This window comes from Enterobacter sp. 302C9, assembly GCF_034106085.1.
Lineage (GTDB): Bacteria > Pseudomonadota > Gammaproteobacteria > Enterobacterales > Enterobacteriaceae > Enterobacter > Enterobacter asburiae_B.
Window position 1 is genome coordinate 52,124 of record NZ_JAWNBW010000003.1, and the last position, 12,520, is coordinate 64,643.

The following is a 12,520-nucleotide window of genomic DNA, read 5'->3' on the forward strand; positions in this document are numbered from 1 at the left end:
CAGGCCCAATCGGGCCTGTTTTTTTTACACTTCCAGGTAGTTCAGGATCCCGTCAGCCGCTTTACGGCCTTCGGCAATCGCCGTTACCACCAGGTCAGAACCGCGAACGATATCGCCACCGGCGAAGATTTTCGGGTTGCTGGTCTGGAATGCGTTGTCGCTGCCTTCTGGCGCAATCACGCGGCCCTGCGAATCCAGCTCAACGCTGTGCTTCGCCAGCCATTCCATGCTGTGAGGACGGAAGCCGAACGCCATCACCACGGCATCGGCCGGGATCACGTGCTCAGAACCGGCGACGATCTCGGCGCGACGACGGCCTTTCGCATCCGGTGCGCCCATCTCAGTGCGCGCCATCTTCACGCCGCTCACTTTACCGTTGGCATTCACTTCAATACCCAGAGGCTGGATGTTGAACTGGAACTCCACGCCCTCTTCACGCGCGTTTTTCACTTCGCGTTTAGAGCCCGGCATGTTCTCTTCGTCACGACGGTAGGCGCAGATCACGTGTGCCGCATTCTGACGAATGGAGGTACGCACGCAGTCCATCGCGGTATCACCGCCGCCCAGCACAACCACGCGTTTGCCTTCCATGCTGACGAACGGCTCATCGGCGGTTTCACCGTAGCCCATGATCTGCTTGGTGTTGGCAATCAGGAACGGCAGCGCGTCGTACACGCCCGGCGCGTCTTCGTTCTCCAGACCGCCGCGCATGGACTGATAGGTGCCCACGCCAAGGAACACGGCGTCGTAATCCTTCAGCAGGTCGTCGAGCTGCACGTCGCGGCCCACTTCCACGTTCAGTTTGAACTCAATGCCCATGCCGGTGAAGATTTCACGGCGACGGGTCATGACCTCTTTTTCCAGCTTGAAGGCAGGGATACCGAAGGTCAGCAGACCGCCGATTTCCGGATGGCGGTCAAAGACCACCGCCTTCACGCCGTTGCGGGTCAGCACGTCCGCACAGGCCAGGCCCGCCGGGCCCGCGCCGATGATTGCCACGCGCTTGTCGGTTTGCTTCACGCCGGTCATATCCGGACGCCAGCCCATCTCGAACGCTTTATCGTTGATATAGCGCTCGATGTTGCCGATGGTCACCGCGCCGAACTCGTCGTTCAGCGTACAGGAACCTTCGCACAGACGGTCCTGAGGGCACACGCGGCCGCACACTTCCGGCAGGGTGTTGGTCTGGTGAGACAGCTCGGCGGCTTCAAATATACGCCCTTCGTTGGCCAGCTTCAGCCAGTTCGGGATGTAGTTATGTACCGGGCATTTCCATTCGCAGTAAGGATTACCGCAGGACAGGCAGCGGTCTGCCTGTGCTTTGGCCTGGCCTTCTGAAAACGGCTCGTAGATTTCAACAAATTCAATTTTGCGGATCTTCAGCGGTTTCTTTGGCGGATCAACACGCTGCAGGTCGATAAACTGGTATACGTTCTGGCTCATCTGAATTCCTTACTGCGCCTGCACGCGCAGCTCTGCTGCGCTACGACTACGGTGACCCAACAGGGCTTTAACATCGCTGGACTTCGGCTTAACCAGCGCGAATTTCGCAGAGAACGCCGGCCAGTTCGCCAGGATCTCTTCGCCGCGCGAAGAACCGGTATGCTGCACGTGTTCGGTAATCAAACCGCGCAGGTGTTCTTCATGGATAGCCAGCGTATCAACGTCCAGCACTTCCACCAGCTCCGGGTTCACGCGTTTGCGGAACTCACCGTCTTCATCCAGGACATACGCAAAACCGCCCGTCATGCCCGCGCCGAAGTTCACGCCGGTTTTACCCAGAACGCAAACAATCCCGCCCGTCATGTATTCACAACCGTTATCGCCAATACCTTCCACCACGGTGATAGCACCGGAGTTACGCACCGCAAAACGCTCGCCCGCACGGCCTGCTGCAAACAGACGACCGCCGGTCGCGCCGTACAGGCAGGTGTTACCGATGATGCTGGCTTCATGGCTACGGAAGGCTGAGCCAACCGGAGGACGCACCGCCAGCAGACCGCCCGCCATGCCTTTACCGACGTAGTCGTTGGCATCGCCGGTCAGGTACAGCTCAACGCCGCCTGCGTTCCATACGCCGAAGCTCTGACCCGCGGTACCGCTGAAGTGTGCGGTAATCGGATCCGCTGCAAGCCCCTGGTCACCGTGCGTTTGCGCGATGTAGCCGGAAAGGGAGGCGCCCACGGAGCGGTCGGTGTTGCGGATATCAAACCAGAACGTTTTGCTCTGCTTGTCGTCCACGTACGGTTTCGCCTGCTGTAACAGCTGCGCGTTCAGCACGCCGTTATCGAACGGCGGGTTGTTCTCGGTGCAGTAGACCGCTTTGCCAGGGTGCGGCTGCGCGGTTTCCAGCAGCTTAGACAGCTCAAGCTTCTGTTGCTTCGCGGTGAAGCCTTCCAGCTCTTTCAGCAGGTCAGTGCGGCCAATCAGGTCCACCAGACGCTTCACGCCCAGCTGCGCCATCAGCTCGCGGGTTTCGCGGGCGATGAAGTCAAAGTAGTTGGTCACTTTGAACGGCAGACCGTGATAGTGGTTCTTACGCAGCTTCTCGTCCTGGGTAGCCACACCGGTTGCGCAGTTGTTCAGGTGGCAAATACGCAGGTATTTACAGCCGAGCGCAACCATTGGGCCGGTACCGAAGCCGAAGCTTTCCGCGCCGAGGATCGCCGCTTTGATGATGTCGAGGCCGGTTTTCAGGCCGCCGTCCACCTGCAGACGGATCTTGTGACGCAGACCGTTAGCCACCAGCGCCTGCTGGGTTTCCACCAGGCCAAGCTCCCACGGACAGCCCGCATATTTTACGGAGGAGAGCGGGCTTGCGCCGGTGCCGCCGTCGTAGCCGGCGATGGTGATGAGATCCGCATAGGCTTTCGCCACGCCAGTAGCGATGGTGCCGACGCCCGGTTCGGAAACCAGCTTCACGGAGATCATCGCCTTCGGGTTGACCTGCTTCAGGTCGAAAATCAGCTGCGCCAGGTCCTCGATAGAGTAGATATCGTGGTGCGGCGGCGGGGAGATCAGCGTCACGCCCGGCACGGAATAGCGCAGTTTGGCGATGTACGGAGTAACTTTATCACCCGGCAGCTGGCCGCCTTCGCCCGGTTTAGCACCCTGAGCGACTTTAATCTGGATCACGTCGGCGTTGACCAGGTACGCAGGCGTCACGCCAAAGCGACCGGATGCCACCTGCTTGATACGGGACACTTTGTTGGTGCCGTAACGCGCCGGATCTTCACCGCCTTCGCCGGAGTTGGAGTTACCGCCGATGCTGTTCATGGCTTCCGCCAGCGCTTCGTGGGCTTCCGGGCTCAGCGCGCCGATGGACATCGCCGCGGTATCGAAGCGTTTGAACAGTTCGGATGCAGGCTCAACCTCGTCAATGCTGACCGCTTCATCGCCTGGATTGAGGGCAATGAGGTCGCGCAGCGTTGCCGCCGGACGGTTGTTTACCAGCTCAGCGTACTGCTGGTAGTCGCTGTATTCACCGCTCTGAACCGCCTGCTGCAGCGTGCGCACCACGTCCGGGTTATAGGCGTGGTATTCGCCGCCGTGAACGTATTTCAGCAGACCGCCCTGATCCAGCGGCTTACGTGCCAGCCAGGCGCGTTTGGACAGGTTCACCAGATCCTGCTGGAAGTCAGCAAAACCGGCGCCGCCGATGCGGCTGACCACGCCCTGGAAGCAGAGGTTGGCGACCTCGTCATGCAGGCCGACCGCTTCAAACAGCTTCGAACAGCGGTAGGAGGCAATGGTCGAGATGCCCATTTTGGACATGATCTTGTACAGCCCTTTGTTGATGCCGTTACGGTAGTTCAGCATCACCGCGCGGTAATCTTTGTCGATCGCGCGGGTATCCACCAGGCGCGCCAGCGTTTCGTAGGCCAGGTACGGGTAGATCGCCGTCGCGCCAAAGCCTAACAGCACGGCAAAGTGGTGCGGGTCGCGGGCGCTGGCGGTTTCCACAATGATGTTGGCGTCACAGCGCAGGCTCTTGTCGACCAGACGCGTCTGGATAGCGCCAACAGCCATCGGGGCAGGCACCGGCAGACGGTTTTTCGCGATATTGCGGTCGGACAGCACCAGCAGAACGGTACCGTTACGCACCATCTGTTCGGCTTTGTCACACAGCGCATTCACCGTCTCTTCGAGGCTCGCTTCGGTCACGTCGAAGGTAATATCGAGCGTGTCGGCGCGGTAGTGCTCCTCTTTCATGGTGGTGAGCTGTTTGAAATCGGAGTACAGCAGGATCGGCGATTTAAAGGTCAGACGGTGCGCCTGGCCTTCGGCCTCGCAGAAGACGTTCATCTCGCGACCGATGCTGGTGGCCAGCGACATCACGTGCGCTTCGCGCAGCGGGTCGATCGGCGGGTTGGTCACCTGCGCGAACTGCTGGCGGAAGTAATCGTAAATGATGCGCGGCTGGCTGGAGAGCACGGCAAACGGGGTATCGTCACCCATGGAGCCGACCGCTTCCTGGCCGTTTTCACCGAGCACGCGAATAACGGAGTCCAGCTCTTCCGCGCTGTAGTTAAACTGTTTCTGGAAGCTTGCAAGCGTATCGTCGTCCAGTTCGCGGCGACCCACTTCTTCATCCGATAAATCTTCGAACGGCACGAGGCGACGCACGTTTTTTTCCATCCACTCTTTATACGGATGGCGGCTCTTCAGATCGTGATCGGTTTCGGCAGAGTGCAGAATGCGCCCGCCGCGGGTGTCGATAACCATCAGCTCGCCCGGGCCGACGCGGCCCTTCTCGACCACTTCGTCAGGCTGGTAATCCCAGATACCGACTTCAGAGGCGCAGGTGATGAGCTTGTCTTTGGTGATGACGTAGCGTGCCGGACGCAGACCGTTACGGTCCAGGTTACAGGCAGCGAAGCGACCGTCGGACATGACGATGCCCGCCGGGCCGTCCCACGGCTCCATGTGCATGGAGTTAAAGTCGAAGAACGCGCGCAGCTCAGGGTCCATATCCGGGTTGTTCTGCCAGGCCGGTGGCACGAGCAGACGCATGGCGCGCACGATGTCCATCCCGCCCGCCAGCAGCAGTTCCAGCATGTTATCCATGGAGCTGGAGTCAGAGCCGGTTTCGTTCACGAACGGCGCGGCATCGTGCAGATCGGGGATCAGCGGCGTCTGGAACTTATAGGTACGGGCGCGGGCCCACTGGCGGTTACCGGTGATGGTGTTGATCTCGCCGTTGTGCGCCAGGTAGCGGAACGGCTGCGCCAGCGGCCAGCGGGGAACGGTGTTGGTGGAGAAGCGCTGGTGGAACAGGCAAATGGCCGATTCCAGACGCAGGTCCGCCAGGTCCAGGTAGAAGCGCGGCAGGTCAGCCGGCATACACAGACCCTTATAGATGTTCACCAGGTTAGAGAGGCTACAGACGTAGAACTCTTTATCGTCCTGGAGACGTTTTTCAATGCGGCGGCGGGCAATAAACAGACGGCGTTCCATATCACGCGGACGCCAGCCCGCAGGCGCGTTGACGAAAATTTGTTCAATACGAGGCAGCGAGGAGAGGGCGATTTCACCGAGCACCCCTTCGTTGGTTGGCACATTGCGCCAGCCGACAATCGACAGGGTTTCACGCTGAAGTTCTTCTTCGACGATGCGGCGTGAGGCAGCAGCCTTTTCAGGATCCTGATTCAGGAACAGCATGCCGACAGCGTAGTTTTTGGCTAAACGCCAGCCGCGCTCTTCCGCCACGATGCGGAAGAAACGATCCGGTTTTTGCAGCAGCAGGCCGCAACCGTCGCCGGTTTTACCATCGGCAAGAATAGCGCCACGGTGCTGCATTCGGGCCAGTGCGTGAATAGCAGTACGCACTACCTTGTGGCTAGGTTCGCCTTCTATGTGGGCGATCAGGCCGAAACCACAGTTATCCTTCTCAAGGGATTTATCGTACAACATATCAGTGAACCTCCCCAGGCTCGTCGGGCTTCCCACTGAACTTTACCGTGGCGCACAGGCACAGAAAGAGCATGGCGACGGGGTTTGCGTTTCATACGCGGACCTCGCATTCGCCCTCTTTTTCATCCTTTCGCGCAGGTAAACAAGTTTGAGGACTTGCTTCAGAGGGAATCTCAATTACTGCATAAATATGATGAGCAGGCCGCTCATCCAGAAAGCTTCCAGCGGATTTCCAACTTATCGGGAATTGGTACACAGGTCAAATGGCAATCTTATTTATACAAAAATGTGCTAAAGAGAGTTTATGTATTTGAAATTAAATAGTATTTAACTATTTTTACATTGATTGCATGCCCTGGCAGGACGCAGCGGAGTGTGATCTGACTCACTATATGAAAGCGGTATTATCAATGTAGCGTGCTGAATAGCAGTTTTATAGCAGAATAATAATCTGGTATCGGATGCAAACCCGCATAAACCCACTGTTTTTCAGTGGTGGCGCTATAAATGAAAAAAACAATCAGAACATAAGGAAAAGTAATCACGAATGGCGTGAATGAAATTGCAGTAATCCTGAGTATTTATTCATATAGATAAAGGCCGTCCGGGACGATTGATCCAGGTCATCGCCGACAGAGGCTAAAAGTGGCAGGCTTGTCCCCTTTCTCCGGGACGGTCTATCAGATTATGCAGTTACAGAAATTAGTCAATATGTTTGGTGGGGATCTTTTGCAGCGGTACGGGCAAAAGGTTCATAAGCTGACGCTGCACGGCGGGTTTAGCTGCCCGAATCGCGATGGCACCATCGGGCGCGGCGGCTGCACCTTCTGTAACGTTGCGTCCTTTGCTGACGAAGCCCAGCAGCATAAATCTATCGCTGAACAGCTTGTCCATCAGGCAAGCCAGGTGAACCGCGCGAAGCAGTATCTGGCCTATTTTCAGGCCTACACCAGCACGTGGGCGGAGGTGCAGGTGCTGCGCTCTATGTATCAGCAGGCCGTCAGCCAGGCTAACATCGTTGGGCTGTGCGTGGGCACGCGCCCGGACTGCGTACCGGACGCGGTGCTGGACCTGCTCAGCGAGTACAAAGAACAAGGCTACGAGATCTGGCTGGAGCTGGGCTTGCAGACCGCGCACGACAAAACCCTGCACCGTATTAACCGTGGTCATGATTTCGCCTGCTACCAGCGCACCACGCGCCTGGCCCGCGAGCGCGGGCTGAAGGTCTGCTCGCATCTGATTGTCGGCTTGCCGGGTGAAGGGCAGCAGCACGGCCTGGAGACGCTGGAAAAGGTGGTTGAAACCGGCGTGGACGGCATTAAGCTGCACCCGCTGCATATCGTTACGGGAAGCATTATGGCGAAAGCCTGGGAAGCCGGGCGGTTAAGCGGAATTGAGCTTGAAGACTATACGGTGACGGCGGGGGAGATGATTCGCCACACCCCGCCGGAAATCGTCTACCATCGCATCTCGGCCAGCGCCCGCCGTCCTACGCTTCTGGCACCGCTATGGTGTGAGAACCGCTGGACGGGGATGGTGGAAATCGACCGCTATCTGCAGGAGAACGGTGTGCAGGGTTCAGCGCTTGGCCGCCCGTGGGTTCCCCGTCTACCGGCGACGGCCGCCTAACAGACTTCCCAGCATGCCGCGCACTATCTGATTGGTGACCTGCCGCGCCGCGCTTTTCGCCATGGTCTGTACCACGCCGTCGCGCTTGCCGCCGCGCGGCCCGGTGCTGCCGAACAGGATGTCTTTGAGCCCCCCGAGAATACCGTCATCCACGGCGACGGACTGTCCTTTAGCGGCAGGCGCATCCTGCGACTCCGTTGTCGCCTGCACCCCTTTTTGCAGCATCTCGAACGCGGACTCGCGATCAACCTCGTCTTCGTACTTTCCGTAAACCGGAGAGTGGTTAATCAGGCCGTTACGTTCATCGTCGGTAACGGGCCCCATGCGCGAGCAGGGCGCGATCACCATGGCGCGTTCCACCACGGACGGGCTGCCCTTCGCATCCAGGAACGAGATCAGCGCTTCACCGGTGCCTAACGCCTGAATCGCCGCTTCGGTATCAAAGGCAGGGTTGGCGCGCATGGTCTGCGCGGCGGCTTTCACCGCTTTCTGATCCTTCGGCGTAAAGGCGCGCAGGGCGTGCTGCACGCGGTTACCAAGCTGACCGAGCACGTTATCCGGAATGTCCGACGGGTTTTGCGAGACAAACCAGACGCCAACGCCTTTGGAGCGGATCAGGCGAATGACCTGTTCAATCTTATCCAGCAAGACCTGCGGCGCGTCGTTAAACAGCAGGTGCGCTTCGTCGAAGAAGAAGACCAGCTTCGGTTTTTCCAGATCGCCCGCTTCGGGTAACTGTTCGTACAGTTCGGAGAGCATCCACAGCAGGCTGGCGGCGTAGAGCTTTGGCATCTGGTAGAGCTTCTCGGAGCTCAGAATGTTGATGATGCCTTTGCCGCTGCTGTCGGTGCGCATCCAGTCTTTGATATCCAGCATCGGCTCGCCGAAGAAGTGCTCGGCGCCCTGTTGCTCCAGCGTCAGTAACCCGCGCTGAATGGCACCCACCGAGGCGCTGCTGATATTGCCGTACTGGTTCTGGAAGGATTTGGCGTTATCGCCGATGTACTGGGTAATGGCGCGCAGATCTTTGAAATCAAGCAGCAGCAGCCCCTGATCGTCGGCAATGCGGAAGATAATATTCAGCACGCCGGACTGCACGTCGTTGAGGTTAAGCAGACGGGCCAGCAGCAGCGGGCCGAGATCGGAGACGGTAGCGCGCACCGGGTGGCCTTTCTCACCAAAGATATCCCACACTACCACCGGATTGTTATGCGGCGTCCAGTCCGTGATGCCAATATTCTTCAGCCGTTCGAGCAGTTTCTCAGAGGCCGTACCTTCCTGAGCCACACCGGTTAAATCGCCTTTCACGTCAGCCATAAAGACCGGTACGCCAATCTCCGAAAGCGACTCCGCCAGCTTTTGCAGGGTGACGGTTTTCCCCGTCCCGGTCGCTCCGGTGATGAGACCGTGGCGGTTCGCCATCGAGGGCAGTAAATACAGCTCTTTTTCCAGCGTCCTGGCAATTAACAATGGTGTACTCATGATGCGCTTCCTCTCTTTGTCCTGGGGGGAGTATAGGCAATCTGGCCGCAATTTGGTTGAGTAAATTCCTGACTTTGCGGCGCATTATCCAGCGCGGACTATGCTTTTGCATACGGTTCACAAAAATAGTGGGAAACGATGTCCAGATTCTTCTTTAACGATCGCAAACAGCTGGTCAACGATGCCATTGAAGGCATACTGCTTTCTGCGCCACACGCAAACCTCGTCAAACTTGATATCGATCCGGCCATCAGGATCGTCGCACGCGGCGACTGGGACAAAAGCCGCGTGGCGGTGATCTCCGGCGGCGGCTCAGGCCACGAACCCGCGCACGCCGGGTTTGTTGGCAAAGGGATGCTGACGGCGGCAGTGTGTGGCGATCTGTTTGCCTCGCCGAGCGTGGATGCGGTGCTGAACGCCATTGTGGCGGTCACGGGCGATCGCGGCTGTCTGCTGATCGTCAAAAACTACACCGGCGATCGCCTGAACTTTGGTCTGGCGGCAGAAAAGGCCAAACGCTACGGCCTGAAGGTGGAGATGGCGATCGTGGCGGACGATATCGCGCTGCCGGATAACAAACAGCCGCGCGGTATTGCCGGTACGGCACTGGTGCACAAGATTGCGGGCTATGCGGCGGAGCACGGTAAATCGCTAAGCGAGGTGCGGGATATTGCGCAACAGGCCTGCGATAACCTCTGGAGCCTGGGCGTTGCGATGCAAACGTGCAACCTGCCGGGCAGCGACGAGGAAGAGGGGCGCATTAAGCAGGGCCATGTCGAGCTGGGGCTGGGCATTCACGGCGAGCCCGGTGCTTCCGTCGTGGATACGCAGAACAGTAAAGCCATTATCGACACGCTGGTGACGCCGTTACGCGCGCAGGCGGGAGAAGGGCGGTTTGCGGTATTGATTAACAATCTCGGCGGCGTATCGGCGCTGGAGATGGCGCTGCTGACCAAAGAGCTGGCGCATTCGGCGCTGAAAGAGGAGATCGCGTACCTGATAGGCCCCGCGCCGCTGGTGAGCGCGCTGGACATGAAGGGCTTTTCGCTCACGCTGCTGAAGCTTAATGACTTCTTTGAAAAGGCGATTCACGCCGAGGTCGAAACGCTGGGCTGGCAGAAGCCCGTGGCGTTTGCGCCACTGCGCACCGTGGCGCATACCGCCATTCACGATCGCGTGGAATACACTCCGTCGGACAATCTGCGGGTGGGCGAGTATGTTTCCTCGGTGACGAAAACGCTGCTCCAGCTGGAAAACCGACTGAACGCGCTGGATGCCAAAGTGGGCGACGGCGATACCGGCTCCACTTTTGCGCAAGGGGCGCGGGATATTGCGCAGCGTCTGGAGGATCGCAAGCTCCCGCTTGATAACGTATCGACGCTGCTGTTGCTGGTGGGCGAGCGGCTGGCGACGGTGATGGGCGGATCGAGCGGGGTGCTGATGTCGATCTTCTTCACCGCGGCCGGGCAAAAGCTTCACGATGGTCAGCCGCTGCCCGAGGCATTGCTCAGCGGGCTGGCGCAGATGAAGCAGTACGGTGGGGCAGATCTCGGCGATCGTACCCTGATCGACGCGCTGCAACCGGCGCTTGAAGCATTGAAGAATGGCGATCTTCAGGCAGCGGCGAAGGCAGCACAGCACGGTGCCGAAGCAACGGCGAAAATGGCGAAAGCCGGTGCGGGGCGCTCGTCGTATGTGAATAAAGAGAATCTGGATGGGGTAATGGATCCCGGTGCGGTCGCGGTGGCTGAGGTGTTTAAGGCCATGGTAGATGCAAAACGGTAACGACCGTTACCGTTTTTAGTGTGTGCGCCCTCTCCCTGTGGGAGAGGGTTGGGGTGATGGCATCAGGCCGCACATTCCCCGCCAATGTCACATCAAAAATCCGCTTTCAACACCACGCGGTAGCGGGCTTTGCCGTCACGCACGTGCTGGATCGCTTCGTTGATTTTCGACATCGGATACAGTTCGGTGGTCGGCGCCACTTTGGTGCGTCCGGCAAACTTCATCAGCTTGCGCAACTCAAACGGCGTACCGGTCGCGGAGCCTGACACGCTGCGATCCCCGCCGATCAGGGTAAACGCCGGAACCGGCAGCGGCTTCATCACGGCACCTACGGTGTGGAAGTTACCGCCGTAGGCCAGCGCCTCAAAGTACGGCTGCCAGTTGAGATCCACGTTAACGGTGTTGATGATCAGATCAAACTGCCCAGCCAGCGCGTTCAGCGCGTCAGGATCGCGGCTGTTCACGACTTTATCCGCACCCATCGCCAGCACTTCTTTCTCTTTCGCCGGGTTCGAGCTGAACGCCGTGACTTCACAGCCCATCGCGTGCAGCAGCTTGATGGCGATATGGCCCAGACCGCCAATACCGATGACACCCACGCGGCTGGTGGCGGTGATATGGTGCATCAGCAGGGGTTTGAAGACGGTGATACCGCCGCACAGCAGCGGACCGGCGGATTCGATATCAATGCTGTCCGGCAGCGGGATCACCCATTGCCAGTCGGCGCGCAGTTTGTCGGCAAAACCGCCTTTGTTCAGAATGGTGGGAACGGCGCCCTCGAGGCAGTTGATCTGATTGCCGCTGATACAGGCGTCACAGTGGCCACAGCTGCGTGCCGTCCAGCCAATGCCCACGCGCTGGCCCACTTTCAGCCCTTTGTCCTGCGCGGCGCTACCGAGCGCCACGACGCGGCCAATAACTTCGTGCCCGGCAACCAGCGGATAGCTGGAGAAGCCCCATTCGTTATCGATCATCGAGAGATCCGAGTGGCAGATCCCGCAGTAATCAACCTGTACTTCGACGTCTTCTGCTTTTAGTTCGCCCGCATCGTACTCGTACAGCTCAAGTTCTGCACCCGCCTGCGGTGCGGCGTAGCTTTTTATCTTCGACATCGTGTTTCCCCCGTTGTGGTGTGAACTGAGAGTGTAGAGCATTCAGTTTACAGCCGCTTAACAGAACAGGGCAGGAACGAAACTTACAGACTTTTCAGCATTCTGACTTCGCAATCAACGTGGCCGGTACAGCCCAGCGGCGCATCGATATGCTCAAAGCCCAGATGTTCATACAGGCCGATGGCCTCTTTGAGGAAAGCGGTGGTTTCCAGGTAGCAGCGGGTAAAACCCTGCTTGCGCGCGTGGTCCAGCGCCATCAGCGCCAGCTTTTTCGCCAGCCCTTGCCCGCGCGCCGTTGGCAGAAAATACATTTTCTGCAGCTCACAGATATCCGGCTCGCTGCAGCTGAGGGGCGCCACGCCGCCGCCGCCCACAACCTGACCGTTCTGCTCGATTACCCAGTAGGCATGCCCTGGCTGGCTGTAGAGCTGGTAAAGCTCGTCCAGGTTCGGGTCGGCAACCGTGTAGCCTTTGTCAGCCGTCAGGCCATATTCGGCAGAAACGGTGCGGATAACGGCGGCGATTGCCGGGTTATCCTGCTCAGCGATCCGGCGCATCGTCGTCGCGACGGGGGTAATCACGCTCATAGCATTACTCAT

The 12,520-nt window shown here is 58.7% G+C and carries 7 protein-coding genes; 2 read left to right on the plus strand and 5 right to left on the minus strand.

What is annotated here, in order from left to right; genetic code table 11:
* Positions 1–24: 24 nt before the first annotated feature.
* Entirely contained in the window at positions 25–1,443 is a 1,419-nt protein-coding gene (gene gltD, locus UR289_RS08190) for a glutamate synthase subunit GltD (protein WP_023309377.1), read from the minus strand.
* A gap of 9 nt (positions 1,444–1,452) precedes the next feature.
* Positions 1,453–5,913: a glutamate synthase large subunit gene (gene gltB / locus UR289_RS08195; RefSeq protein ID WP_064673375.1), complete on the minus strand. Its 4,461-nt coding sequence runs from the start codon at positions 5,911–5,913 to the stop codon at positions 1,453–1,455.
* 687 nt (positions 5,914–6,600) lie between these two features.
* Here gltB and UR289_RS08200 point away from each other — a divergent pair.
* Positions 6,601–7,542: a TIGR01212 family radical SAM protein gene (locus tag UR289_RS08200; RefSeq protein WP_120785312.1), complete on the plus strand. Its 942-nt coding sequence runs from the start codon at positions 6,601–6,603 to the stop codon at positions 7,540–7,542.
* Here the strand turns inward: UR289_RS08200 and UR289_RS08205 are convergent.
* The gene (locus tag UR289_RS08205; RefSeq protein ID WP_033146759.1) at positions 7,522–9,024 is read right to left on the minus strand and encodes a helicase HerA-like C-terminal domain-containing protein; all 1,503 of its coding nucleotides are present in this window, start codon (positions 9,022–9,024) and stop codon (positions 7,522–7,524) included. The two genes, UR289_RS08200 and UR289_RS08205, sit on opposite strands and share 21 nt — an antisense overlap.
* A 138-nt stretch (positions 9,025–9,162) precedes the next feature.
* Here UR289_RS08205 and UR289_RS08210 point away from each other — a divergent pair, with 138 nt between their 5' ends.
* A complete protein-coding gene (locus UR289_RS08210) occupies positions 9,163–10,809 on the plus strand; it encodes a dihydroxyacetone kinase subunit DhaK (protein ID WP_045888044.1) in 1,647 nt (548 codons plus the stop codon).
* Between the two features lie 92 nt (positions 10,810–10,901).
* On the opposite strand, the gene ahr is transcribed toward UR289_RS08210, so the two are convergent.
* Entirely contained in the window at positions 10,902–11,921 is a 1,020-nt protein-coding gene (ahr, locus tag UR289_RS08215) for an NADPH-dependent aldehyde reductase Ahr (protein WP_033146757.1), read from the minus strand.
* Between the two features lie 83 nt (positions 11,922–12,004).
* Positions 12,005–12,508: a GNAT family N-acetyltransferase gene (locus UR289_RS08220; protein ID WP_039260409.1), complete on the minus strand. Its 504-nt coding sequence runs from the start codon at positions 12,506–12,508 to the stop codon at positions 12,005–12,007.
* Positions 12,509–12,520: the final 12 nt, after the last annotated feature.

What these genes read in the sequence shown, in the direction of transcription:
- gltD (WP_023309377.1), bottom strand. Translation starts at nt 1,443, where the DNA reads ATGAGCCAGAACGTATACCAGTTTATCGACCTGCAGCGTGTTGATCCG.
- gltB (WP_064673375.1), bottom strand. Translation starts at nt 5,913, where the DNA reads ATGTTGTACGATAAATCCCTTGAGAAGGATAACTGTGGTTTCGGCCTG.
- UR289_RS08200 (WP_120785312.1), top strand. Translation starts at nt 6,601, where the DNA reads ATGCAGTTACAGAAATTAGTCAATATGTTTGGTGGGGATCTTTTGCAG.
- UR289_RS08205 (WP_033146759.1), bottom strand. Translation starts at nt 9,024, where the DNA reads ATGAGTACACCATTGTTAATTGCCAGGACGCTGGAAAAAGAGCTGTAT.
- UR289_RS08210 (WP_045888044.1), top strand. Translation starts at nt 9,163, where the DNA reads ATGTCCAGATTCTTCTTTAACGATCGCAAACAGCTGGTCAACGATGCC.
- ahr (WP_033146757.1), bottom strand. Translation starts at nt 11,921, where the DNA reads ATGTCGAAGATAAAAAGCTACGCCGCACCGCAGGCGGGTGCAGAACTT.
- UR289_RS08220 (WP_039260409.1), bottom strand. Translation starts at nt 12,508, where the DNA reads ATGAGCGTGATTACCCCCGTCGCGACGACGATGCGCCGGATCGCTGAG.